The organism is Campylobacter sp. 2018MI34 (assembly GCF_016598975.1).
Taxonomy (GTDB): Bacteria; Campylobacterota; Campylobacteria; order Campylobacterales; family Campylobacteraceae; genus Campylobacter_D.
The window spans coordinates 86,386-110,171 of sequence record NZ_JAENKS010000002.1 but is presented as its reverse complement, the minus strand read 5'-3'; the positions used below and the strand labels follow the sequence as shown (position 1 = coordinate 110,171).

Sequence of the window (23,786 nt, the reverse complement as noted above, 5' to 3'; positions counted from 1 at the left end):
TTATTTTATATAATTTTAATTAAAAAAATAAAAGTTGCATTATGGGTAAAATTAAAAAGTCTATCAAAAAAGCTGTGGCATTGGGTTATAAAAAAGATCAGCAAAATGCTCCAAAAGTTCTAGCAAGTGGAAAAGGTGAAAGTGCATCTAAAATTATTTCTCTCGCTAAAGAACACGGAGTGCCCATAAAAGAAGATGAAGATTTAATAGAAATTTTAAGCAAACTTGATTTAGGTGATGAAATCCCTCCTAATATGTATAAAGCAGTAGCTGAAGTGTTTGCTTTTATTTATCAAATGGTCAATGAAACACCTGCAGAAAAAAAACATAATTAAATTAATTTACAAATAATAAACAATAAATTCCATCAAAATAAGAAATTAATCTAAAATATTGCATCTTAACTATAAAATAAAATAATAAATATTAAAAATCTAAATTATATACTCAATTTATAAAATTAGCTATATTTTGACCAAATTTAATATTTTGATTTTCTTGAATTTTGAAATTTAAAAATCCTTTTTGAGCTATTATAACAATAGTAGAGCCTAACTCAAAATTTCCTAACTCTTCCCCTTTTGTTATTTTTAAATTATGATATGTTGTAGTAAAATTATCATACTTGTTTGTATTTGTTTGTATATTAAAATCAAAATTAAAACGCATTTTTCCAACGTTTTGCGCTCCAACGAAAATAAGCCAAAAGATAAAATTATTTTCACTTTTACATTTTAAACATACTCTTTCATTTTCACTATAAAGATTTGGAATTCTTTTTAAATATTTTTCATTTACACTATAAAGTTTTCCTCGAGTATAAATAGCACTTAAAATTTCTAAATTACAAGGAGCGTGATAGCGATGATAATCTTTTGGAGAAAGGTAAATATTAACACAATCAAGTCCATTTTCAAGCTCTTTTAATTCAAAATTATCTCTTATAAGAGCGTTAATGCTATAAACTTTCCCTTTAATACTAAAAGACAAAAATTCATCCTTTTTTTGACAAAAAGAATTTGTAATTTGTATGATTTTTCCATCACAAGGCGCTATAAAATCATCTTCTAATTTTCTTGAAATTTCTAGACTTCTTGTAAAAAGTGCATTTAAACTTTCATAATCACGTGCTTGCTTAAATTCGCTCATATCAATTTTAAAATATTTTATATAAGCTTTATTTATTAATATTTGCAATGGTTTGAAAAATTTAATCCTAGTTATAAGTCCAAAAATTCTTGAACTTTGATTAGAAAAACTCATTTCTTTCCTTTTAATTCTAATAATACTATTTCACTTGGAGCAAAAACTCTTAAGCTAGGACCCCAAAATCCAGCTCCACTACTTACATAAAGTTTTGTTTTTTCATTTAAATAATACAAACCATACAAAAACCCTTGATTTAATTTTACAGCAATTCCAAAAGGAAAAATTTGTCCAGCATGAGTGTGCCCACTTAAAATAAGATCAAAATCTCTCACATCATAAAGTAATGCTGTTTTTGGCTGATGGGTTAATAAAATACTTGGCTTATCTTTGCTTAAATCTTTTTTAACCTTATCTAAATCTGGACCATAAACACCTTGTTTTAAGCCCATCAAATCACCTATTCCAGCAATGTTAATGATCCCTAAATCTATATTTTTATTTAATAAAATTTGCATATTTGTATTTTCATTTAAAAGTTGCAAAACCTTATTGACATTATGATAATACTCGTGATTTCCTAAAACATAGAAAGTTCCAAATTTCGATTTAAATTCATTTAATATATTTATATAATTTTTTAAATACATAACATCAGTATCAACCAAATCTCCTACTATTACAACCAAATCAGGTTCTAAGGCATTAGTCTTTATGATAAGTTTTTCTAAAAAATTCTTATGAAGATTTTTTCCTAAATGAATATCAGTAAGCATAGCTATTTTTAAATCTTGTTTTAGATTATCAATATAAATTTGTTCCTTTTTAACATTAGGAATTTTAAGAGCATTATTTATGCTTATATATATTAAAAATCCTCCAAAAATTAATATAAAAATTTCAAAAATAATGCGTAAAAATTTATATGATATAGAATAATTTTTCCCAAAAAAAATGCAGATAAATTTTATAAAATCTAAAAATAAAGTAATAAAAAAGAAACAATAAGTAGGGGCAAATGATAAAGCTAAAATCTCATATATTTCATCACTTAAAAAATCTTCTTTACGAAACAAAAAAAAGAACATTTGCAAAATATAAAGTAATATTAAAAAATATTTTAAGAATTTATGCAAATATTTAAAAAAGGAAATTTTAACTATTAATCTTTTATAAATATATACATTTGCTAAAGCAAAAATAAATAAAATTGCAGAAAAAAAAATAAAAGCTAACATAAATCAAATTATACATAAAATTATATTAAATTTTTATATATTTTTTTTTGATATAATGGAAATTCAACTAAAAAACAATAAAGGCTATTATGATGTATAGATTTGCACCTTCTCCCACAGGAGATATGCATATAGGAAATCTACGTGCTGCAATTTTTAATTATATTTGCTCAAAACAAGATAAAAATGGATTTGTTTTGCGCATAGAAGATACAGATAAAATGCGAAATATAGAAGGAAAAGATGAAGAAATTAAAGAACTTTTAAAACTTTTTGGTATTTCTTGGCAACATCTGTATATACAAAGCGAGAATTTAAATTTTCATCAAAAAATGGCTTTAAAATTAGTAAGCGAAAAAAAAGCCTTTGCTTGTTTTTGCACTGAAGAAGAACTTAGCAAAAAAAAAGAATTGGCCAAAAAAAATAATCAAGCTTATCGTTATGATGGTACCTGCGAAAAATTAAAAGATATTGATGTTTTAAACTGCAATAAACCTTTTGTTGTAAGACTTAAAAAACCAAAAAATGATATAAATTTCAAAGATTTAATTAAAGGAGAACTTAATTTTAAACCTGATGATATTGATTCTTTTGTTATTTTAAGAACAGACAAAACCCCAACTTATAATTTTGCTTGTGCAGTTGATGATATGCTCGAAAATATAACTTGTATTATACGAGGCGAAGATCATGTCTCAAACACACCCAAACAAGAACATATACGCAAAAGTTTAAACTATGAAAAAGAAATTATTTATGCACACTTACCTATTATTCTTAATGAAAATGGTGTAAAAATGAGTAAAAGAGAAGCGCATTCTAGTGTAAAATGGCTTTTAGAATATGGTATTTTACCAGATGCAATTATTAATTATTTAATTTTACTTGGTAATAAAACTCCATATGAAATTTTTACCTTAGAAGAAGCATTGGCTTGGTTTGATATTAAAAAAATTTCAAAATCTCCTGCAAGATTTGATTTAAAAAAACTTTTACAAATCAATAGAGAACATATTAAAAAAATGTCAAATGCTAAACTTAACGAGCTTCTAAATTTAAATAAAGATGTAGCAGAATTAGCTAAATTTTACACTCAAGAATCAAGCACTTTGGTAGAGCTTAAAAATAAAATGAAAACTATTTTTTCTATCAAAGATTATGAAGATTTTAAAAAAGAATGTTTAATCATTAAGGAAAATTTAAAAGATTATAATCTACCTCAAGATTATGAAGATTTTAAAAAAGAATTAATGAAAAAAACTAATTTAAAAGGAAAAAATTTTTTTATGCCTTTAAGAATTATTCTTACAGGCAGCATTCATGGTCCAGAACTTAGTGACTTATATACTTATATAAAACCTTTCATTAACGACTTAGCAAGGATATAAAATGATTATAGATTCCCTAATACTTTCTTTAATCCAAATTTTACAAATTATTATCAATATTTATATATGGATAATAATTATCACAGCACTTATAAGCTGGGTAAATCCAGATCCTTATAATCCTATTGTTCAAATTTTATATAAATTAAGTGCTCCCGCTTATAATATAATTAGAAAATTTCCAACACGTATTGGAAATATAGATTTGGCACCTTTAATAATTATTTTAGCTTTACAATTTTTAAATATATTAATCTCAAATTTAGTGAGACAATTTTTATGAAAAAAATATTTTTAATTTTTTTATTGTCTAATTTTTTATTTGGAAATTCTTATGATCTAGAAGAACTAAAACAAAAAGATAATTCTTTAGCTAAAGATTATTATATTTATAGACTTTTAGAAGAAAATAATGTAAGTAAAAATGAAGCACAAAGTCTTAATTCTCATATTTTTCGTTATATAGGAAAAATAAAAACTGAACTTGAAAAGATAGTACCTGTTGCAACTTATATCAACCCTTTATATAAACAATGTTTTACTTACACTAAAAATAATATCCTAGATGCCAATCTAACCTGTCAAAATGTAAGATTAAATTCTGTAGCATTTATAGCTAGTTTAAATAATGAAACAAGAAAAATTTTAGCCTCAAATATGCAACAAGAAAAACCAGAAATTATTAATCTTTTGCTTGCTTTTAATCAAGAAAAACCTGTTGCTTATTTAGATAAAAAAGAAGATGTGGATAATTTTTTTAAACTTTATAATTATTCTATGAAAATTGACTATCCCTTAAGTGAATCTTTTATCAACAAACTCTCTCATTCTCAAAATTTTAAACAATTTATTCAAAATATTGTTATTAAAAAAGATAATCCTCAATTTAGTCTATCATTGCTAAATGTCAAACCAGAAAATGTTCAAGAAATTTCTGCCTTTTTTCTCGGTGTAAATGCATTAATTTATCATAAAAAAGATTTAGCTTTTAATTTTTTTGAGCAAGCTTATAAAAGTTTTAATAAACAAGAAAATAAAGACAATGCTTTATTTTGGATGTATATGATTAAAAAAAATAAGCAAGATTTAATCAATCTAGCAAATAGTCCTTCATTAAATATTTATAATTTATATGCACGAGAACTTACAAATTCAAACTTTCCTAAAATTTTAAGTCCTAAGCCAAAAAAAGAAAAAAACTCCTTTAATATGCAAGATCCTTTTGCTTGGCAAGCTCTTGCAAAAGAAATTGCAAATGCTGATCAAGATAAACTTAAAAACCTTGCTAATCAGTTCAATACACAAGAAACTTTACCTATTTATGCCTATATTTTAGAAAGGCTTTATAAATTTAAAAATCATTATTTTATAACACCCTATTATGAATTTATAAAAGATTATGATACCAAAAGACAGGCTTTAATCTTAGCCATTGCAAGACAAGAGAGTCGCTTTATTCCAACTGCTATTTCAACTTCTTATGCTTTAGGAATTATGCAATTTATGCCATTTTTAGCCAATCATATTGGTAATAAAGAATTAAAAATTGATAATTTTGATCAAGATTTAATGTTTAATCCTAAAACAGCTTATTATTTTGCTAATCATCATTTAGATTATCTTGAAACTCATTTAAATTCACCTCTTTTTATCGCTTATGCCTATAATGGAGGTATAGGATTTACTAAAAGGATGTTAGCAAGAAAGGATCTTTTTAAAAAAGGAGAATTTGAACCATTTTTATCAATGGAGCTTGTTCCTTATCAAGAAAGTAGAATTTATGGAAAAAAAGTTTTGGCTAATTATATTGTGTATCGATATCTTCTGAACGATAATATAAAGATTTCGGATATTTTTGAAAATCTAATTCAAAACAATGATTTAAACAAATCTTGACTTTAAGATTTGTTTCATTTTGATTTGAAGGCAATGAAAATTTAAAATAGTCAGTAAATTCATTTTGAAATAAATATTTTAAATATTCACTATCTTTTTTTATTCTAACTATAATAGCTTCTTTATCATTAATATAAGCTTTTAAATGGTTTGTATTTAGTAAATTAGGGGTAATTTGTAATGCAAATTCATCTTCTTTTGTTTTCTCGTCTAAAATAGGATTTAAATAGCTTAAGGTAACTACAAAACTTAAATTCTCATCATCAATTTTCTTTTTTTGAGAAAACATTAAAGTTTGCGTTTTTAGATTAACTTCGGTAATTTTATCATTTTTTAAAGAACAAGCATTAAATAAAAAAAGAATAAATATTGAAATAAAAATTTTCATTAATAAGCCTTAAAATTTTTAGTAATTATAACTTTTTGTCTCTATTTTTTGCTTTAAATAAGGTATAATTCTTAAAAAATATCCAAAGAGAAAAAATGACGAAATCTATTATGGCTTTTAGTGGACCTTCAAATTCTGGTAAAACAACATTGATAACAAAGATTGCGCAAAAAATGATACAAAATAATCTTAAAGTATTAATCATAAAGCATGATCCTTCTGATAAAGCCCAATTTGATTTTAACGGAAAAGATAGTTTTCGCTTTTTTCAAAGCGGGGCTGAAGTTATAGTTTTAAGTCCTACTAGAACAACATTTTTCTCGCACCAAGAGCGCAATATTTTAGAAAGCATTAAAATGGTTAAAGATTTTGATATATGTTTGGTTGAAGGCTTAAAAACACTTGATCTTCCAAGAATTAGCGTATTTTGTAAAGAGATTGATGAAAGTTATTTTGCCTTTTCAAATGCTATTGCTTCTTATAAAGAAATAACAAATAAAAATCTTAAATGGCTTTATTTAGATGATATAGAGGGGATCTATACTTATATTTTAAATCACGCAAAAAAACTATAAGGAAAAAATATGCAAGAAATTTTTGATTTTATAAAAAAAGCTGTAATTAAAATTTCAAATGAACTTAAATTTCCAGATACTTCTTATGAAAAAACTCAAAATAACACAGGAGATACTCAACTTAAATTCGATATTTTAAGTGATCAAATTATTACCAATACCTTAAAAGAATGCCCTAATATTAAAGCTTTAATTAGCGAAGAAAAACAAGAAGAATTAATAATCAATGAAAAAGCTAAATATATCATAGCCTATGATCCTTTAGATGGATCTTCTTTAATGGATGTAAATTTTGCTATAGGTTCTATTTTCGCCATTTATGAACAAAAAGCTGATACAAAAAATTTAAAAGCAGCTGTTTATAGTATATATGGAGCTAGACTTGAGCTTGTAATTTGTGAAGATTTACCAAAACTTTATCGCTTAGATCAAAACAATCATTTTACTTTCATACAAGAACTTCATATGCAAGAAAAAGGAAAAATCAACGCAACAGGAGGAAGTCAAAAATTTTGGAGCAATAAGCATAAAAAATTTATACAAGAATTATTTAATGAGGGTTATAGATTAAGATATTCTGGAGCTATGGTAAGTGATATACATCAAATTTTAATGAAAAAAGGTGGATTATTTAGCTATCCTGCTACAGAGGATGCTCCAAATGGAAAATTAAGAGTATTTTTTGAAGTCTTTCCTTTGGCTTTTATTATTGAAAAAGCTGGAGGTCTTACAAGTAATGGAGATAACACTTCTTTATTGGATCTTAAATTTAACGCGATTCATTCTACTACACCTTGTTTTTTTGGATCAAAATACGAAATTCAAAAACTTTTAAATTTTAACAAGGTTAATTAAATATGGAAGAGATAGCTACTCTTGATAGTTTTGAAGAAAATTTAAAACAAAATAAAGAAAAACTAGAAAATTGTCAAAAAACAAAAAATTTTACTTCTTGTTATAACTGCCCTGAAATTTTTACTTGTCAAACACGTAAAAATTATGTTGATGCAGTTTATAATAGTATGTCAAAAGGTAAAAATGAAGGTGGTTTTGACTTTTAGAAATTTAATTAAAGGAAAAATATGCGTTATATAACTACACCAATTTATTATGTAAATGACAAACCTCATCTAGGTCATGCTTATACTACAATTTTAGCTGATACAATGGCAAGATTTTACCGCTTACAAGGATATGAGACAAAATTTTTAACAGGTACAGATGAGCACGGACAAAAAATAGAACAAGCAGCTAAAAATCGTAATAACTCCGCTAAAGAATATGCCGATAAAATAAGCTTAGAATTTAAAAAACTCTGGGATGAATTTGAAATTACTTATGATATATACGCAAGAACTACAGATCAAAAACATATTGATTTTGTTCGCAATGTTTTTTTAAAAATGTATGAAAAAGGAGATATTTACAAAGATGAATATGAAGGGCATTATTGTATTTCTTGCGAAAGCTTCTTCACTCAAACACAGCTAATTAACCATCTTTGTTGTCCTGATTGTGGTAAAGAAACTTCTCTTTTAAAAGAGGAAAGTTATTTTTTTAAACTTTCAAAATATCAAGATAAAATTCTAAAATGGTATAAAGAAGCCGATCCTATACTGCCTAAAAATAAAAAAAATGAACTTATTAATTTTGTTCAAAATGGTTTAAGAGATCTTTCTATTACTAGAACAAGTTTTAATTGGGGAATTAAACTTCCAAAAGAACTAAAAGATGATAAACATATTATTTATGTCTGGCTTGATGCGCTTTTTACTTATGTAAGTTCCTTGCAAAATGAAAATTCAAAATTTTGGCCTGCACATATACATTTAGTAGGAAAAGACATTTTACGCTTTCATGCTATTTACTGGCCTGCCTTTTTAATGAGTGTAGATTTACCTCTGCCTAAATTTATAGCAGCACACGGATGGTGGATACAAGATGGTGAAAAAATGAGCAAGTCTAAAGGCAATATAGTAGATCCTAGAAAAATTGCTAATACCTATGGATTGGAAGCTTTTAGATATTTTCTCCTTAAAGAAGTATCTTTTGGTAATGATGGAGATTTTAATGAACAATCTTTAATCAATCACATCAATGCAGAACTCAGTAATGAATTTGGAAATTTACTTGGGCGTATTATAGGAATGAGTGCAAAATATTCTCAAAATTATATAGAATGCAAAGATGTTTTAAAATATTTTAATGAAGAATACAATCAAGCAAAAAAGCATTTAAAAGAAGCTATTAATTTTTTAGAAATTTTACAAACTAATCATTATTTAGAAGAGCTTTTTAAAGCTTTAAATGTAGCAAATTTAAGTATAAGTAAATATGAACCTTGGAATTTAGTTAAAAATAATGCAAATGAAAAAGCAAATGCTTTAATTTCCCTTTGTGCAAATATCTTAGCGCAAGTTAGCATACTTTTAAATCCAGCATTACCAAAAAGCACAAAAAAAGTTGCCAATGCTTTAAATTTTGAAATATCAAATGAAACTTATCAAAAGCTCATTTTAAATAATGAACTTTTAGATTTTAAAGCTTCTCCTTGTGAAGCTTTATTTCCTAAAATTGAACAAAAAAGTCAAAAAGAAAATGAAATAAAAGAAGAAAGCAAAGCAAAAATTAAAATAGAAGATTTTTCCAAAATTGAAATTAAAATAGCCTTGGTTAAAGACTGTCAAGCAATACAAGGAAGTGATAAACTTTTAAAATTTGAACTTGAACTTGACAATAAAGAAATAAGACAAGTCGTTTCGGGAATTGCCAAGCATTACAATCCAAAAGAATTAATAGGAAAGCAAATTTGTGTTTTGAGTAATCTTAAAAAAGCTAAGATTTTTGGATATGAAAGTGATGGTATGATACTTAGTGCTAAAAGTGGAGATAAACTTGTATTAATCACTCCTGAACAACTGGTAAAAAATGGCTCTTTAATAGGATGAATATTTCAAATCTCAATGAACTTCTAAATACAAAAATTATTAATGAAGGCAAAGTCTTAAGTGTTGAAGGCTTTAGCCTTAGTTTAAATGAAGTAAAATATGCTTATGCTTTTTTTTCAAATGATGAAAATGCGATAGAAGAAGCTATTAAAAAAGGCGCTTTTGTTATTATCTATGAAAAAGAAATTCCTATTCTTGATAAAGAAATTTTCTATTTACAAAGTTCAAATTTAGAAACATCTATTTTTAGACTTTTACGTTTTTTATGTGAAGAAAAAGAATGTGAATTTTTATTATGCAATCCTAATGAAATTCATTTTTCAAAAATATTTCATTTAAAAAATTTACAAGAAAATATCTTTTTAGATTTTAATTCTTTAATCAAAGCTGATAAAAATGAAATTTTTTGTTGTGGTAATGAAAATTATATTTTAAAGCTTTGTGCTAATTTTATAAAACTTCATAAAGCTGATTTTCAATTATTAGAAAGTTCAAGCCCTTTTTATAGCAATTTAATTTGCGAAAATATATATTTTAAAAATTTAAAGCTTCCTTTTATCTATGCACAAACTTTTGCTGATTTTATACTTTTTTTACAGGAAAAAAAACATAATATTCGCTTTAATTTAAATAAACTTGATTTTTTTCAGATTTATTTTATATATCATAATTTTACAATTGCTGAATTTGGAAAAAGTGACAAAGCTCTTATTTTTGTTTTTAATGAAAATGATTTTGAATTTTTTAGAGAAAATTTTAAAAATATTAAAGGTTTTAAATGTGCTTTAAAAAATTCTTTATTTTGTGATTTTTCTTATTCTCATATTTTTGATTTAAAAAATAAAGATTTTAAATATTGTCTTATTTTAGATAAAGATAGAAGGTATATTAAAGATCTTTATTTACAAGATCAAATAGAAGAATCAAATTTATTTAACTGATTTTTCAAGCTCAATTAAAAATTTTTTAATTTCTAAACCACCATTATATCCACCAATCCCATTGCTTGCTACAACTCTATGGCAAGGGATAAACATAGGAATATCATTTTTAGAATTAGCATTACCCACAGCACGAAAAGCTTTAGGATGAGATATTTTCAAAGCTACATCTTTATAAGTAAGTAAAGTTCCATAAGGAATTTGAAGCAAAGCTTTATAAACCTTTTGCTCAAATTCGCTTCCCGTAAATTTTAAAGGTGTTTTAAAATTTTTTAATTTTCCTAAAAAATAAAGATTTAATTCTTCTTTTGCTTGTTCTAATATCTTGCAACTTTTATCTTCAAAATAGTTTTCATAAAAATTAACTTTGGTTAAAAAATTTCCATCACTATGTAGAGATAAGTAACAAAAAGGAGATTTAAAACAAATTTTAAACATTATTTATCCTTAAATAAAGAAAAATATATTATCCTGCTTCACATAATTATTTTAAGTAAAAATTACAAATCAAATGTCGATTTTAAACCTAAATTTTAACACAAAGAAGGACTAAATTGAAATTTTTATTTTTCATTATCTTATCTTTTTCATATATATTGGCTTTTAATTGTAATGATATTTTAAATCAAAAAATTGACTTATCTGATCAAAGTATTGTAGATAAAATTGATAATTGCAAAGAGTCTCTAAAAAATGTAATCTTTACAAAAGATCTTTATAAAATTTCTAATGAAATAAGAGGAAGCAATAGTTCTTGTTCAGGCATATCTTATTTACCTAAACTTACAGAATTTAATCTTTTATTGTTAAAAATTTCACTTGATCCTTTAAACTATCAAAAAGAACTTCAAAAGAAAATAGATCTTGATAAAAAATATCAAGCATTAAATATTTACTTTAAATATTGGGCTTATCAAAGTATAGGAAATTTTAGACTTTATCAATCTTTTTGGCAAAAATATAATGATGGTTTAAAACCTTTAGAAGATTATTATCAAAAAACATTTAATCTAAACAAAGAAATGGTAAATTTTTTAGCAAAACAAGCTCTAAATGAATTTTTAAATTGGGCGGTTGGTGAAACAAGAATTATAAAAGAGATTTCTAAGATATCGCAAATACTTGAAAATAAAAATTGTGATGAAATCTGTTTAAAAGATTTTATTTATGCAAATAACCCTACTAAATCGGAGCTTACTATAGCATTAAGATCTGCATTATTAAATCAAAGAGATATAACAATTATTCAAACTCTTTTAAATTTTGGCGCTGATCTTAATGAGGGATATGAAAGTGCTATTTTCTATGCTTTAGAAAATTATCAAAATACAAAATTTCTAATTGAACAAGGGGCAAATGTAAATCAAGGAAATGCTTTTGGTAAAACTCCTCTTTTTTATGCTATAGAATTCCAAAAAAAAGATATAATTGAACTTTTACTTAATAATAAAGCAGATGTAAATCATAAATATATTAACAATAACGAAAAACTGGCATTAAGCGCTAATATAGAAAGCAATACACCCTATTTTATAACCTTTTGTGCACTTGATCATACTTCTAAAAATGTTTTAATGCACGCTGCAGCATATGCAAATGTAGAAATTTTAAAACTTTTAGTTCAAAAAGGTGCAAAACTTTTTGAGAAAGATGATCTAGGTTTTAATGCTTTAGATTTTGCTCTAGCTGCTAAAAAAGAAGAAAATGCTAAATACTTGCAATCTTTAGGTCTTAAGCCTAATGAAAATTTATTTTATGGGGGCTCTTTAGAATGAAAACAGCTTTAATTACAGGTGCTAGTTCTGGTTTCGGAGAAGCTTGCGTAAAAGCTTTAATTCAAGAAGGTTTTAAAGTTATAGCTATAGCAAGACGCAAAGAAAGACTAGCTCTTTTAAAAGAAGAATTTAAAGACAAACTTTATACCATTGTGCTAGATGTGCGTAATAAAGAGCAAATAAATATAGAACTTAAAAATCTACCTAGAGAATTTAAAAATATTGATGTTTTAATCAATAACGCAGGACTTGCTCTTAATCAAGATAAATTTGATAGTTTAAGTTTAGAAGATATAGATACTATGGTTGATACAAATATTAAAGGTTTTTTATATATTACAAGAGCAATCATTCCTATACTTAGAAAACAAAAAAATGCTTATATTTTTAACATAGGTTCAGTAGCAGCAACAAATCCTTATTTTGGTGGTAATGTATATTGTGGCACAAAAGCTTTTGTAAGACAATTTTCTTTTGCATTGAGAAATGATTTAAGATCAAGCAATATTAAAGTTACCAATATAGCTCCAGGACTTTGTAAAACAGAATTCTCAGAAATTCGTTTTAAAGGGGATAAAAAAAAGGCAGAACAAATTTATGAAAATACCAAATTTATCAGTGCAAATGATATAGCAAAAGTTATTGTTTCTATTATTAATCTTCCAGAACACATTAATATTAATGAAATAGAACTTATGCCAATTACACAAACTTGGAATGGTTTTCATATAGAGAGGTTCTCATGAGAATTGTATTAATTTTTTTAATGCCCCTTGTATTGTTTGGAAATGCTGATGTTAATGCTAATTTATATGGTTTTTTTACCCTCGTTCCACCTATTATAGCAATTGCTTTAGCTTTTATTACAAAGGATGTTATTTTATCTTTGTTTGCTGGAGTTTTAAGCGGGACTTTTCTTTTAAGTTTATCTTCCAATATTTTTTTAAGCCAAAAAATACAATTTTTAAATATTTACAATGCTCTTTTAGAATCATTTACAAAAATGATTTCTTATATTTTACACTCAACTTCAGATCCTTTAAATGCTGGAATTATTTTACAAATTTTATGTATAGGAGGATTAGTAGCCCTTGTTACCAAAATGGGTGGAGCCAAAGCTATAGCTTTAAATTTTGCAAAAAAAGCTAAATCTGCTATAAGTGCTCAAGTAAATACTTGGTTTATAGGTCTTTTAATATTTTTTGATGATTATGCAAACTTATTAATTGTTGGTCCTATTATGCGTCCTTTAGCAGATAAATTTAAAATTTCAAGAGAAAAATTTGCTTTTATTATAGACTCAACTGCTGCTCCAGTTGCTGGGATAGCTATTATTTCTACTTGGATAGGTCTTGAAGTTTCTTTAATTAAAAATGCTTATAAACATATAGGTATAGAAGATATTAGTGCTTTTGGAATTTTTTTAGAAACTATTCCTTATAGATTTTATAATATTTTTATGCTTTTCTTTGTTTTAATGACAGCGCTAATGAAAAGAGAATTTGGACCAATGTATCACGCAGAAATAAGAGCTAGAACTACAGGAGAGGTAGCACCAAAAATAAAATCTCAAGCATTAAATACAGCTGAATTAGAAGATCAATTTTTAGCACCAAAAGAACATATTAATATCAAGGCTTCAAGTGCTATTGTTCCTATTTTTGTTCTAATTTTTCTTTGTATTGTTGGTTTTTATTTTAATGGACTTAGCGTATTAGAAGCAGATGAATTAAAACAAGTTAAAGAAAATCCTTTGTCTTTTTATGCTTTTAGAGCAACCTTTGGAAATGCAGATTCTTCCATAGTTTTATTTCAATCAGCTTTATTTTCTGCTATTGTTGCTATTTTTATGGGAGTTAAAAGAAAAATTTTTGATTTAAAAGAAGCAATAGAAACTTGGATTTATGGTTGGAAAACTATGATTTTTACCATAGTTTTACTTTTACTTGCATGGTCTCTTTCTAGTATAGTTAAAGATCTTGGAACTTCAAAATATATAGTTTCTCTTCTTGTTGGAGAATTACCATCTTTTGTTCTTCCTTCGATTATATTTTTATTTGCTTCTGGAATTTCTTTTGCCATAGGAACTAGCTATGGAACAATGAGTATTTTAATGCCTTTAGCTGTTCCTTTAGCATATGCTATTGCACAACTAAATCAATTTGATCCAAATTCTTTACATCATTATATGGTTATTAATATAAGTTGTGTTTTAACAGGAGCTATTTTTGGAAATCATTGCTCACCTATTTCAGATAATGTTATACTTTCTTCAATGAGTGCTAAATGTGATCATATGGAACACGTTAGAACTCAAATTCCTTATGCTTTATTTATTTGTGCAATCTCTTTAATCACTGGTTACTTGCCTATTTCTTTAGGGCTTAGTGTATGGATTGTCTTACCTTTAAATTTGATACTTATTGTATTTTTACTAAGAATGATTGGAAAAAAAGTTGAATGAAAGATTTTTCTAAATTATGTATTGACAATACCCTAGAAGAAAAAATCAAACAAATTAAAGAACTTTTTAAAGAAAGCTATAAAGAAGAATTTCAAATTTTTCCATCTTCTTTTAAGCATTATAGAACAAGAGTTGAACTTTCCTTTTATCACGAAAATAATGATATATTTTATGCTATGTTTGATGAAAAAACTAAGAAAAAATATATTGTTAATACTCTAGATTTTTGCGATAAAAAAATCTGCGATATTATGCCTTTATTGCTCAATTATATAAAAAAAAATTATTTATTAAAAGAAAAACTTTTTGGAGTAGAATTTCTAGCAAGTAAAAAAGAATTAAGTACCACATTACTTTATCATAAAGATATAAATTTAATAGAAAATGAACTTTCTAGTTTAAGTAAAGAATTACAATTAAATCTTATTGCAAGAAGTAAAAAGAAAAAACTAGTTTTTCAAAAAGAAATTCTTACCCAAAATTTAAATATTTTTGATAAAGAATTTATCTATGAATTCGACAATGATTGTTTTATACAACCAAACACCCTAATAAATGAAAAAATGATAGAATGGGTATTAACAATACTCAAACAAGAAAAAACAAAAGATTTATTAGAACTTTATTGTGGTTATGGAAATTTTACAATAGCTTTAGCTTCTTGTTTTAACAAAGTATTAGCTACAGAACTTTCTAAAAAAAATATACAATTTGCATTAAAAAATTGTACATTAAATCAAATTTCTAATATTGATTTTATAAGACTTTCAAGCGAAGAACTTAGTAAAGCCTTTAAAAAAGAGAGGGAATTTAATCGTTTAAAACATATCAATCTTGATGATTTTAACTTTTCTCACGTTTTAGTTGATCCACCAAGATCTGGACTTGATAAAGAAGTTATAAATTTAATAAAAAATTATGACAGTATTATTTATATTTCTTGCAATCCTTTAAGCTTAAAAGAAAATCTAAATTTTCTTTTAAAAACTCATCAAATTATAAAATTTGCACTTTTTGATCAATTTGTTCATACCAAACATTTAGAATGCGGGGTTTTACTCAAAAAGATATAAAAAAATAATTCATCAATTTTGCTAAAATTACAATCATTATAGCTAAGATAAAAACAATAAGATGTATCATCTTACCCAAAGGATTTGATTTTTTAAATATAAAACGACAAGATAAAGAAAATAACACTAAAACAAAAATAACTAAAGCTAAAAAAATTTTTAAAGCAAAATAACCATTTAGTGGTTTAAAATGAAAACTCGCTAACATTCCTCCACTTAAAAATAATATTAAAACTATAAAAGGCATAATTTTAATCGCTGTATTTGATAAAAGTTTAGAATCAAAATTAGCATAATTCTTTTTTATTTTTCTTATAATAAAAATATCAACAAATAAATACCCTACAAAAAATATAGCACAAATTAAATGGATAAGTAAAATATATACATAATATTCGCTCATATTTTCTCCTTTTTTCTTATATTTTATATAAAAAATAAAATAAAAAAATTAATTTATGTTAATTAATAAAAAATTCTATGCAAATAAAGACCATTAGGAGGAGCTAGAACTCTGCAATGCTCTTTTTTTGCCTCAATTTGTTCTTTAAGCTGCTCCTTGCTTAAACGATTTTCCAAGACAGCTAAAACGCTAGCCACGCTTAAACGAATTTGAGCTCTTAAAAAACCATTAGCTCTAAAAGTAAAAATACTTAATCTCTTATAAGTATAAGCCTTGGTAAAATACATTTTTCTTATTGTATTTTTTATAGAGCTTCCTTCTTTTTGAAATAATTTAAAATTATGCTCTCCATTAAATAAAGCAAGAAGTTCATTTGCTTTATCAATGTCGAAGGAGGGGTAAAAATAAACATAACGCGATAAAAAAGGGTTAAATCGATCGTGATTAAATATATAACGATATTCTCTTGCCTTAACATCAAACCTAACTTCAAAATCTTTTTCTACTTTTTGAATTTGTTTTATATGTATAAAAGGATGAGTGTATTTATTGAGTTGATTTTTAAGGTAATTTAAATCTTTAAAATGATTGCCACACTCCACGCAACCTGTAGCGTTATTGGCATGCACTCCCTTATCTGTTCTTGAAGCCATTAAAAAAGGATTGTAAATTCCAAGATGAGAAAGAGCATTTTCAATACTATCTTGAACACTTTTTTTATGAGGTTGTTTTGCAGATCCTAAAAAAGCCGAACCATCATAAGAAAAAATAATCTTTAATTTCATTAATAACGACTTAAAATCATTTTCTTAAAACATATAAATGAAATAAAAAATACACTTAAAAAGATTAAAATACAAGATAAAATTGGCGGCTGATGAAAAATATTTAAAAGTCCAAAATATACACCAATTACCCCAAACATACCAAAATAAATAAAACCTTTCTCATAGCGATAAGTTACTATACCAAAACTTAAAGCAAAAAGAGTACTTGCCAAAGGAAAAAGAGCGATCGTAGTATATATAACAAATTCCTTTGCTTTTTCTTCATTTGTGGAAATATCACTCCAATATTCATAAAAACTTTTTATTTTAGGATTTAAATTATCTACTTGAGTATTAATTACAAGCTTTTCAAAATCTCCTATAAACATAGTTTGATTATCTTCAAAATTATACATTTTACCAGAGCTTAATTCAAAAGAAAGACCATTTTCTTTTGATAATACTTTGGCTTCTTTAGCAATGATAAATTGCTCTTTATCGGTTTTTAGTTTTTTAGGATGATATAAAATAATATTTTTATATCCATTTGCTTCTTCTTTTTCAATAAAAATCATCCAATCTAAAAATTTCTGACCAAATTCTCCTGTTTTATAGTTAAATTTAACTTGAGTTTTTTTGTAGTTAATAAAATTATCTTGAAGCTCAAAGACAATAGGAAGTACAATCAAAGCCACAACAAGCATTAAAGCACTTACACAACTTGCAATCTGTAGAAAAAATTTAGCTAAATTTAAAGGCGAAAAACCTAATGTAAAAAATACTATACTTTCATTTTCTTTAGAAAGTCTATAAAAAGCCAAAGTTAAAGCTATAAAAAAAGCTATAGGTAAAGTAAAAATCAAAATTCTTGGCAGCATAAAGCCATAAAGTCTTAAAAGATCTAAAAAACTAATCTCTATACTTGAAGTAAATTTAGCAAGTTGTATAAAAAATACCATAGAAACAATACTAAATAAAGTAAAAAAAATTGATAAATTTGTACTTAAAAATTGATTTAAAATATATTTATAACAAAGTTTCATAATTTACCTTAAAAATCCAAACTAAAATAAAAGATATACTCAAAAAAGGTATCATAGCAAGTTCTTTCTCTTTTCTTACTTTAATCATAAAAAAAGGTAAAGTTAAAACACAAGCAATAAATAAAGTGATAAATCCATCCTTAAAACCTAAAATTCCTCCTATACAAGCAATTATAATAATATCTGCATCTCCTAGATTATCAAGTATTTTGTTTTCTCTTTTTAAATTAGTTAAAAAAAGAATAAAACTTTTAAATAAAAATAAAATTCCAGAAAAACTTATAGCATAAAATAAAAATCCTTCTTTTAAACTTTCAAAAACAAAGATATAAAAAATTTCTTCTATTTTAAAAGTATAAAAACCAGCAAGAAAAAAAGCACTCCAAAGTAAAATTTCTGGAACAGCCTTTAATTTTATATCGATTAAAGAAAGTAAAAATAAATTGAAAATAAAAAAAGAAAAAACAATAAAATCATATAAATTTACATTGTAAAAATAAGCAATACAAATTAAAAAAATACCGATTATTTCACTTAAAAATATCTCAAAAGGAATTTTATTTTTACAATATTTACATTTTGCTTTTAAAAAAAGATAAGAAAAAATAGGAACTAATTCTAAAATTCCTAATTTCTTTTTACAATTAAAACAAAAAGATCTAGGAGAAAAAATCTTTTGCTTATAAATAATGCGATCAGCTAAAGCTTTACAAAAAGAACCTAAACTTGCTCCTAAAATCAGCAAAAAAACTATCATAAACCAAAAGTTCTTTCGCGATTTTTATAATCTTTTATAATCTTTTTAAACTCTCTTTTAGTAAGACTTGGAAATAAAGTTTCACTAAAATATATTTCAGCATAAGCACATTGCCATAATAAAAAGTTAGAAAGTCTTTTAGCATTGCCCACTCTAAGAAGCAAATCTACATCTAAAGGCAAATCTAAATTCTTACTTAAATTTTCCTCATTAAGCTCTAAACCTTTTTCTAATACCCGTTTTGCAGCTCTAATAATTTCATTTTTAGATCCATAAGAAATAGCTAAATTGATATAGAGTAAATTACAATGCTTTGTTCTTTCTTCAACCAAAGCTATTTTTTCTCTTAAATTTTTATCAAGTCTTGATAAATCACCAATTGCTTTTAAACAAACATTATTTTTTTCAAATTTTTCTAAAGCCTCATCTAAACAGCGATCTAAAAGTTTAAAAATAAATTCAACCTCATCTTTTGGGCGTCCCCAATTTTCAGTACTAAAGGCAAAAAGACTTAAATTTGAAATTCCTTCCTCAACGCAAACTTCCATAATTTTTTGCATTGTTTTAACACCTTGAGAATAGCCTAATTTTGCTAAAACTCCTTTAGCTTTAGCCCAACGTCTATTACCATCCATTACAATGGCAAGGTGTTTTAATTTATTCATTTTCATCCTTTAAAATCAAATAATTTTTTAAATATAAACAAAGGTTTTATATTTACATCCTGTAAAACCTGTAATTTTAAATGCTCACTTAAAAATTTTTGCACTTTTAAAAAAGGTGTTTTAATTAAAATTTCATCTTCTTTAATAAGAATTCTTAAAGGTCCAAAAACACTAAAAAAAAGATAAATTTCTAAAAATTTATCTTTTTTCATTTGCAAAAGAGCGGCTTTATTTTCAAAAACAAAAGGAATATGATATATATTTTCAAAACTTGCAAAAAGCATTTCTTTTAAAATATGATATTTTTCTCTATCTTTACATTCTATAAAATTTTGCAAAATAAATTTTTTAAAATCTATTTCTTCTTCTAAAAGACTTGTTATTAAAGATAAACCTTCCTCAAAAAAAGCTATATTAGGTTTTTTATAAAGGTTTTTAAATTCAATTATTCCACCATTATCATTATAAAGCTCTACTAAATATTGCACTCCAACTTCAAGTTCAATCATACTCTTAGTCTGAACTTTTTTATTGTTAATAAGCAAGGTATAATGCCCATAACCTGATTTAGCAAGAACTTCAATTTGTATAGGTAATATTGGATTAATAATACTCATAACTCTTTACATTTATAAGCAAGTTTATAGGCTAAACTTTTTTTATCTTGCATAGAAAATAATACCTCATCTTTTGCACTAATACACAATAATTCATTTAAATTAGATCCAAAAGAATTTTTTTCTTTTAAAATATTTAAACATATCATATCAAGCTTTTTATCTTTTAATGAATTTTTAGCATTTTTTATAGCATCTTTTTCATCAAGTTCTAATTTAAATCCTATTTTTTTACCTTTAAAATCTAAATTTTTAAGCAAATCTTCATTAGGTAAAAGTTTAAGTTCTAAACCTTTTAAATAATCATTTTTTTTAATCTTTCCTTTATGCACTATGGGGACAAAATCACTAACAGCAGCACTCATTATCAAAAAATCTTCATTTTTATTTTTTATTAAAAGTTCTTTTAAATCTTTCGAACTTTCAAATTTAAAAAGTTTATAAGGAGTTTTAAAGTCTATACTACTTAAAAAAATAACCTTAGCACCTAAAAAATAAAAAGCATCTGCTATGGCTTTAGCCATAAGTCCGCTTGAAAAATTGCTAATACATCTTACCTCATCAATTTTTTCTCTTGTGCCTCCACCAGTTACAACAACGCTTTTATTTATAAAGAATTTTTCTTTTAAAAGCTCTCTTTTAGTAATATTAAAAATATCTAAAACTTCTGCTAATGCACCTATACCCTCATCATTACAAGCAAGTCTTTTGCAAATAGGATCTATTATCAAAACACCTTGCTCTTTTAAAAGCTTTAAAGAATTTTGCACACTAAAATGTAAATACATATTTGTATTTGCTGCTGGGGCGATAATCAAAGGAAGTTTAGCTGCAATTAAAGTTTGTATAAATAAATTATCACAAATTCCTAAAGCAAGTTTATTGATAGAATTAACACTTGCAGGTGCAAAAAGTATAAGATCACAATCTTTACTGAAAGCTATATGATTATTTGAATTTTTCCAAGTTTCATTCTCTTCACACAAAACCTCATCACAAAGAGCTTTAAAACTCATTTTAGAAGCAAACTTTAAAACCCCATTGCTTAATAAAACTTTAACTTTAAAGCCTTCCTTTTTAAATAAAGATATCAACTCGTAAGCTTTATAAAAAGCTATGCTTCCACTAATTGCTAAAAGTAAAGTTTTCATTGAAATTTTTTATAAAAATAATCTTTAACTATTTTACTAGTAGCTCTATTAATAAATAAAGATCCTTTTTCCACTTTCCTATCAACACAACTTCCAGCCGCTATAATCACATCATCTTCTATCTTAACAGGGGCTATAAGTTCTGAATTTGAACCAATAAAAACATTTTTGCCTATAATGCTTTTATGTTTTTTAATACCATCATAATTACAAGTAATAACACCACAACCTATATTAGTACCTTCATCGATCTCACAATCCCCAAGATAGCTTAAATGCCCTGCTTTAATTTTATTTAATTTTGCATTTTTGCATTCTACAAAATTTCCAATATGTGAATTTTTAATTATATTTTTAGACCTAAGATGAGCCAAAGGTCCTATATCGCTATTAAATACTTCACTATCTTCAATCACACAAGAACTCTTAATAATAGAATTTACAATAAGACTTTTTCCTTCAATACGAACATTTTCATAAATTTCGCATTCGCCCTCAAAACGAACTTCACAATCAATATAAATCGTATGAGGCAAATGAAAAATTACTCCTTGCTTCATCCAATACTTCTTAAGCTCATCTTGCATTAATTCTTCAGCCTTACTCAACTCAAATTTATCATTAACACCCATAAATTCAAATTCATCAACAAAAATAGGAGATATTAAAATACCCTTTTCTCTAGCAAGCTTAATCGCATCGGTTAAATAATATTCCTTAGCTTCATTTTTATTATCAATTAAAGGCAAAACTTGCATTAAAAGTTCTGAATCTATAGCATAAACTCCTGCATTACAAAGAGAAATATTTTTTTCTTCCTCATTTGCATCTTTAAATTCAACAATTTTTTCTAAAGAATTCTCTTTTAAGATTACTCTTCCATAATTTTTAGGATCTTTAGCATTAAAAATTGCAACATTAAAACTATAACTTGTATCAAGAAGCTTTTTTAAACTTTGCTCTTTAATTAAAGGCATATCTCCACATAAAATTAGTGTTTGTTTTGCTTTTGGAGTATAATTTTTTAAAGCTCCTGCCGTTCCAGGAAAATGGTTTAAATCTTGTTCTAAAATTTGCGTTTTTGAAAAATGCTCTAAAATTTCTTTTTCAATTAATTCTTTTTCGTGAGATAAAACTACACTTACATCATCGCTTATCTTAAAAGCTTTCTCAAGTATATGTAAAATCATACTTTTTCCACATATCTTTTGCAAAACTTTTGGCTTGTTGGATTTCATTCTTGTTCCAAGTCCAGCAGCTAAAATTAAAATAGAACTTTGCATTTAAAACCTTATTTGAAATTTTATAAAGTATTTTACCAGCTTAAAGTTAAGCAAAGTTTATCAAAGACCAAAGTTAAACTTGTTTTAAATCATCTAAAGATAAAATTAAAATTATAAATAAACCAAAAAAAGAAATTCCAAAGGTTAAAAAATTTGAAGCAAATTCTTGTATTATTTTTATTTTCTTTAAGTCTTTTTGCTGCTCCAGAAGCAACAATTCCTACCGTAAATTTAAGCTTAAGCGCTCCTGATACCCCAAATCAGCTTGTAACAACTTTAAATATTATCATTGTTTTAACTATACTTGCTTTAGCTCCAAGTATTATCTTTGTTATGACTTCTTTTTTACGTTTGATTGTTGTTTTTTCTTTTTTAAGGCAAGCTATGGGAACGCAAAGTATGCCACCTAATACTATTTTAATAACTCTTGCTCTTATTTTAACTTTTTTCATTATGGAACCTGTGGCTACAAAATCATATAACGAAGCAGTTAAACCTTATCTAGAAGAGAAAATAGGCTATGAAGAAGCTTTTACTAAAGGAGTTAAACCTTTTAAAGAATTTATGCTAAAAAATACAAGAGAAAAAGATCTTGCTTTATTTTATAGAATTCGTAATTTACCCAACCCTAAAACCATAGATGATGTTCCTTTAAGTGTTCTTGTGCCAGCTTTTATGATTTCAGAATTAAAAACAGCTTTTGAAATAGGCTTTTTAATCTATCTTCCTTTTTTAGTTATAGATATGGTTGTAAGCTCTGTATTAATGGCAATGGGTATGATGATGCTTCCACCTGTTATGATATCCTTACCTTTTAAGTTGCTTATCTTTGTTTTAGTAGATGGATGGAATTTATTAGTACAAAGATTAGTAGAAAGTTTTGTAACTTAAATTTAATTAATATTAAAATAATTTTTTTTGATTTTTAAAAATAATCTATAAAATATATCTAAAAAATATTTTTTTATTAAAAAATATGCCTTTTTACTTTGTTTAATCATTACATTAGGTCATTATAATTTATTGTATTTATGCAAAAGCCTAAATTTAACTTTTTTGTTTTAAGTGCATAATCTAATAATTTTAAAAAATACAATTATAGTAAATTGGATACATTAAAAAGCTTGAAAATGATATTTATTTGATAGATTTAGATTAAAAAATTATTATAAATGGTGTCCACGGCGAGATTCGAACTCACGGCCTCAAAATTAGGAATTTTGTGCTCTATCCAGCTGAGCTACGAGGACATTTAGAATTTACCAAAA

General features: G+C 25.3%; 26 protein-coding genes and 1 tRNA gene. 14 read left to right on the top strand and 13 right to left on the bottom strand.

The window, feature by feature from the left end; all coding sequences use genetic code 11:
- The first annotated feature begins 41 nt into the window (after positions 1 to 41).
- Positions 42 to 335, top strand: a complete 294-nt coding sequence (locus JG676_RS01540) for a FlhB-like flagellar biosynthesis protein (protein WP_200169431.1) — start codon at positions 42 to 44, stop codon at positions 333 to 335.
- 112 nt (positions 336 to 447) lie between these two features.
- Here the strand turns inward: JG676_RS01540 and JG676_RS01535 are convergent, their stop codons facing one another.
- On the bottom strand, positions 448 to 1,263 hold the full coding sequence (locus JG676_RS01535; protein WP_200217110.1) for a phosphatidylserine decarboxylase: 816 nt from the start codon (positions 1,261 to 1,263) through the stop codon (positions 448 to 450).
- The gene (locus tag JG676_RS01530; protein WP_200217109.1) at positions 1,260 to 2,384 is read right to left on the bottom strand and encodes a metallophosphoesterase; all 1,125 of its coding nucleotides are present in this window, start codon (positions 2,382 to 2,384) and stop codon (positions 1,260 to 1,262) included. Before JG676_RS01530 ends, JG676_RS01535 begins: the two co-directional genes overlap by 4 nt.
- A 92-nt stretch (positions 2,385 to 2,476) precedes the next feature.
- Here JG676_RS01530 and gltX point away from each other — a divergent pair, with 92 nt between their 5' ends.
- From gltX to JG676_RS01515, 3 genes are read left to right on the top strand one after another with little or no spacing between them, the layout of a single operon-like run.
- Positions 2,477 to 3,772, top strand: coding sequence for a glutamate--tRNA ligase (gene gltX / locus JG676_RS01525; protein WP_200217108.1), 1,296 nt, complete (start codon positions 2,477 to 2,479; stop codon positions 3,770 to 3,772).
- Position 3,773: 1 nt separating this feature from the next.
- Positions 3,774 to 4,055 (top strand): YggT family protein, encoded by a 282-nt coding sequence (locus JG676_RS01520; RefSeq protein WP_200169427.1) that lies wholly within the window; start codon positions 3,774 to 3,776, stop codon positions 4,053 to 4,055.
- Complete coding sequence (locus tag JG676_RS01515; RefSeq protein ID WP_200169426.1) at positions 4,052 to 5,668, top strand: lytic transglycosylase domain-containing protein; 1,617 nt, start codon at positions 4,052 to 4,054, stop codon at positions 5,666 to 5,668. The genes JG676_RS01520 and JG676_RS01515 overlap by 4 nt, the downstream gene beginning before the upstream one ends.
- Here the strand turns inward: JG676_RS01515 and JG676_RS01510 are convergent.
- A complete protein-coding gene (locus JG676_RS01510; RefSeq protein WP_200217107.1) occupies positions 5,571 to 6,056 on the bottom strand; it encodes a hypothetical protein in 486 nt (161 codons plus the stop codon). The genes JG676_RS01515 and JG676_RS01510 overlap by 98 nt on opposite strands.
- Before the next feature lie 95 nt (positions 6,057 to 6,151).
- Here JG676_RS01510 and mobB point away from each other — a divergent pair, with 95 nt between their 5' ends.
- From mobB to JG676_RS01485, 5 genes are read left to right on the top strand one after another with little or no spacing between them, the layout of a single operon-like run.
- Positions 6,152 to 6,631, top strand: coding sequence for a molybdopterin-guanine dinucleotide biosynthesis protein B (gene mobB, locus JG676_RS01505; RefSeq protein ID WP_200169424.1), 480 nt, complete (start codon positions 6,152 to 6,154; stop codon positions 6,629 to 6,631).
- A 9-nt stretch (positions 6,632 to 6,640) separates the two neighbouring features.
- On the top strand, positions 6,641 to 7,486 hold the full coding sequence (locus tag JG676_RS01500) for a class 1 fructose-bisphosphatase (protein ID WP_200217106.1): 846 nt from the start codon (positions 6,641 to 6,643) through the stop codon (positions 7,484 to 7,486).
- Between the two features lie 2 nt (positions 7,487 to 7,488).
- A complete protein-coding gene (locus tag JG676_RS01495) occupies positions 7,489 to 7,692 on the top strand; it encodes a hypothetical protein (RefSeq protein ID WP_200169422.1) in 204 nt (67 codons plus the stop codon).
- 21 nt (positions 7,693 to 7,713) lie between these two features.
- Positions 7,714 to 9,579 (top strand): methionine--tRNA ligase, encoded by a 1,866-nt coding sequence (metG, locus tag JG676_RS01490; protein WP_200217105.1) that lies wholly within the window; start codon positions 7,714 to 7,716, stop codon positions 9,577 to 9,579.
- Entirely contained in the window at positions 9,576 to 10,520 is a 945-nt protein-coding gene (locus tag JG676_RS01485) for a hypothetical protein (protein WP_200217104.1), read from the top strand. Before metG ends, JG676_RS01485 begins: the two co-directional genes overlap by 4 nt.
- Here the strand turns inward: JG676_RS01485 and JG676_RS01480 are convergent.
- Positions 10,509 to 10,958, bottom strand: coding sequence for a methylated-DNA--[protein]-cysteine S-methyltransferase (locus tag JG676_RS01480; RefSeq protein WP_200217103.1), 450 nt, complete (start codon positions 10,956 to 10,958; stop codon positions 10,509 to 10,511). The genes JG676_RS01485 and JG676_RS01480 overlap by 12 nt on opposite strands.
- Before the next feature lie 116 nt (positions 10,959 to 11,074).
- Between JG676_RS01480 and JG676_RS01475 the strand changes: the two genes are divergently transcribed.
- Genes JG676_RS01475 through trmA form a run of 4 tightly spaced genes read left to right on the top strand, consistent with a single transcriptional unit; the run spans position 11,075 to position 15,832 of the window.
- Positions 11,075 to 12,295, top strand: a complete 1,221-nt coding sequence (locus tag JG676_RS01475) for an ankyrin repeat domain-containing protein (RefSeq protein ID WP_200217102.1) — start codon at positions 11,075 to 11,077, stop codon at positions 12,293 to 12,295.
- Positions 12,292 to 13,041: an SDR family NAD(P)-dependent oxidoreductase gene (locus tag JG676_RS01470; RefSeq protein WP_200217101.1), complete on the top strand. Its 750-nt coding sequence runs from the start codon at positions 12,292 to 12,294 to the stop codon at positions 13,039 to 13,041. Before JG676_RS01475 ends, JG676_RS01470 begins: the two co-directional genes overlap by 4 nt.
- On the top strand, positions 13,038 to 14,759 hold the full coding sequence (locus JG676_RS01465) for a Na+/H+ antiporter NhaC family protein (protein WP_200217100.1): 1,722 nt from the start codon (positions 13,038 to 13,040) through the stop codon (positions 14,757 to 14,759). Before JG676_RS01470 ends, JG676_RS01465 begins: the two co-directional genes overlap by 4 nt.
- Positions 14,756 to 15,832, top strand: coding sequence for a tRNA (uridine(54)-C5)-methyltransferase TrmA (gene trmA, locus JG676_RS01460; protein WP_200217099.1), 1,077 nt, complete (start codon positions 14,756 to 14,758; stop codon positions 15,830 to 15,832). Before JG676_RS01465 ends, trmA begins: the two co-directional genes overlap by 4 nt.
- Here the strand turns inward: trmA and JG676_RS01455 are convergent.
- The 8 genes from JG676_RS01455 to glmU all read right to left on the bottom strand — a co-directional run bounded on the left by JG676_RS01455 (position 15,819) and on the right by glmU (position 22,518).
- A complete protein-coding gene (locus JG676_RS01455; protein WP_200217098.1) occupies positions 15,819 to 16,235 on the bottom strand; it encodes a copper resistance protein CopD in 417 nt (138 codons plus the stop codon). The two genes, trmA and JG676_RS01455, sit on opposite strands and share 14 nt — an antisense overlap.
- 62 nt (positions 16,236 to 16,297) lie before the next feature.
- Entirely contained in the window at positions 16,298 to 17,020 is a 723-nt protein-coding gene (gene truA / locus JG676_RS01450) for a tRNA pseudouridine(38-40) synthase TruA (RefSeq protein WP_200217097.1), read from the bottom strand.
- Entirely contained in the window at positions 17,020 to 18,045 is a 1,026-nt protein-coding gene (locus JG676_RS01445; RefSeq protein WP_200169412.1) for an LptF/LptG family permease, read from the bottom strand. Before JG676_RS01445 ends, truA begins: the two co-directional genes overlap by 1 nt.
- Entirely contained in the window at positions 18,029 to 18,802 is a 774-nt protein-coding gene (locus JG676_RS01440) for an A24 family peptidase (RefSeq protein WP_200217096.1), read from the bottom strand. Before JG676_RS01440 ends, JG676_RS01445 begins: the two co-directional genes overlap by 17 nt.
- On the bottom strand, positions 18,799 to 19,467 hold the full coding sequence (uppS, locus tag JG676_RS01435) for a polyprenyl diphosphate synthase (protein ID WP_200217095.1): 669 nt from the start codon (positions 19,465 to 19,467) through the stop codon (positions 18,799 to 18,801). Before uppS ends, JG676_RS01440 begins: the two co-directional genes overlap by 4 nt.
- Positions 19,468 to 19,469: 2 nt before the next feature.
- Positions 19,470 to 20,084 carry a hypothetical protein gene (locus JG676_RS01430; protein WP_200217094.1) on the bottom strand — a complete coding sequence of 205 codons (615 nt, stop codon included), beginning with the start codon at positions 20,082 to 20,084 and terminating at the stop codon, positions 19,470 to 19,472.
- Entirely contained in the window at positions 20,081 to 21,235 is a 1,155-nt protein-coding gene (coaBC, locus tag JG676_RS01425) for a bifunctional phosphopantothenoylcysteine decarboxylase/phosphopantothenate--cysteine ligase CoaBC (RefSeq protein WP_200217093.1), read from the bottom strand. Before coaBC ends, JG676_RS01430 begins: the two co-directional genes overlap by 4 nt.
- Entirely contained in the window at positions 21,232 to 22,518 is a 1,287-nt protein-coding gene (gene glmU, locus JG676_RS01420) for a bifunctional UDP-N-acetylglucosamine diphosphorylase/glucosamine-1-phosphate N-acetyltransferase GlmU (RefSeq protein ID WP_200217092.1), read from the bottom strand. Before glmU ends, coaBC begins: the two co-directional genes overlap by 4 nt.
- A 153-nt stretch (positions 22,519 to 22,671) precedes the next feature.
- On the opposite strand from glmU, the gene fliP reads away from it, so the two are divergent.
- Entirely contained in the window at positions 22,672 to 23,409 is a 738-nt protein-coding gene (gene fliP / locus JG676_RS01415) for a flagellar type III secretion system pore protein FliP (protein WP_200169406.1), read from the top strand.
- Between the two features lie 282 nt (positions 23,410 to 23,691).
- On the opposite strand, the gene JG676_RS01410 is transcribed toward fliP, so the two are convergent.
- Positions 23,692 to 23,768 (bottom strand) — tRNA-Arg (locus JG676_RS01410).
- Positions 23,769 to 23,786: the final 18 nt, after the last annotated feature.

Excerpts from the sequence above, each read along its gene's own strand:
- trmA (WP_200217099.1), top strand. The coding sequence starts at position 14,756 with ATGAAAGATTTTTCTAAATTATGTATTGACAATACCCTAGAAGAAAAA.
- JG676_RS01540 (WP_200169431.1), top strand. The coding sequence starts at position 42 with ATGGGTAAAATTAAAAAGTCTATCAAAAAAGCTGTGGCATTGGGTTAT.
- JG676_RS01495 (WP_200169422.1), top strand. The coding sequence starts at position 7,489 with ATGGAAGAGATAGCTACTCTTGATAGTTTTGAAGAAAATTTAAAACAA.
- uppS (WP_200217095.1), bottom strand. The coding sequence starts at position 19,467 with ATGAATAAATTAAAACACCTTGCCATTGTAATGGATGGTAATAGACGT.
- JG676_RS01510 (WP_200217107.1), bottom strand. The coding sequence starts at position 6,056 with ATGAAAATTTTTATTTCAATATTTATTCTTTTTTTATTTAATGCTTGT.
- gltX (WP_200217108.1), top strand. The coding sequence starts at position 2,477 with ATGTATAGATTTGCACCTTCTCCCACAGGAGATATGCATATAGGAAAT.
- JG676_RS01515 (WP_200169426.1), top strand. The coding sequence starts at position 4,052 with ATGAAAAAAATATTTTTAATTTTTTTATTGTCTAATTTTTTATTTGGA.
- JG676_RS01430 (WP_200217094.1), bottom strand. The coding sequence starts at position 20,084 with ATGAGTATTATTAATCCAATATTACCTATACAAATTGAAGTTCTTGCT.
- JG676_RS01480 (WP_200217103.1), bottom strand. The coding sequence starts at position 10,958 with ATGTTTAAAATTTGTTTTAAATCTCCTTTTTGTTACTTATCTCTACAT.
- JG676_RS01535 (WP_200217110.1), bottom strand. The coding sequence starts at position 1,263 with ATGAGTTTTTCTAATCAAAGTTCAAGAATTTTTGGACTTATAACTAGG.
- JG676_RS01445 (WP_200169412.1), bottom strand. The coding sequence starts at position 18,045 with ATGAAACTTTGTTATAAATATATTTTAAATCAATTTTTAAGTACAAAT.
- coaBC (WP_200217093.1), bottom strand. The coding sequence starts at position 21,235 with ATGAAAACTTTACTTTTAGCAATTAGTGGAAGCATAGCTTTTTATAAA.
- JG676_RS01500 (WP_200217106.1), top strand. The coding sequence starts at position 6,641 with ATGCAAGAAATTTTTGATTTTATAAAAAAAGCTGTAATTAAAATTTCA.
- mobB (WP_200169424.1), top strand. The coding sequence starts at position 6,152 with ATGACGAAATCTATTATGGCTTTTAGTGGACCTTCAAATTCTGGTAAA.
- JG676_RS01520 (WP_200169427.1), top strand. The coding sequence starts at position 3,774 with ATGATTATAGATTCCCTAATACTTTCTTTAATCCAAATTTTACAAATT.
- JG676_RS01455 (WP_200217098.1), bottom strand. The coding sequence starts at position 16,235 with ATGAGCGAATATTATGTATATATTTTACTTATCCATTTAATTTGTGCT.
- truA (WP_200217097.1), bottom strand. The coding sequence starts at position 17,020 with ATGAAATTAAAGATTATTTTTTCTTATGATGGTTCGGCTTTTTTAGGA.
- JG676_RS01485 (WP_200217104.1), top strand. The coding sequence starts at position 9,576 with ATGAATATTTCAAATCTCAATGAACTTCTAAATACAAAAATTATTAAT.
- glmU (WP_200217092.1), bottom strand. The coding sequence starts at position 22,518 with ATGCAAAGTTCTATTTTAATTTTAGCTGCTGGACTTGGAACAAGAATG.
- JG676_RS01465 (WP_200217100.1), top strand. The coding sequence starts at position 13,038 with ATGAGAATTGTATTAATTTTTTTAATGCCCCTTGTATTGTTTGGAAAT.
- JG676_RS01440 (WP_200217096.1), bottom strand. The coding sequence starts at position 18,802 with ATGATAGTTTTTTTGCTGATTTTAGGAGCAAGTTTAGGTTCTTTTTGT.
- JG676_RS01470 (WP_200217101.1), top strand. The coding sequence starts at position 12,292 with ATGAAAACAGCTTTAATTACAGGTGCTAGTTCTGGTTTCGGAGAAGCT.
- JG676_RS01530 (WP_200217109.1), bottom strand. The coding sequence starts at position 2,384 with ATGTTAGCTTTTATTTTTTTTTCTGCAATTTTATTTATTTTTGCTTTA.
- metG (WP_200217105.1), top strand. The coding sequence starts at position 7,714 with ATGCGTTATATAACTACACCAATTTATTATGTAAATGACAAACCTCAT.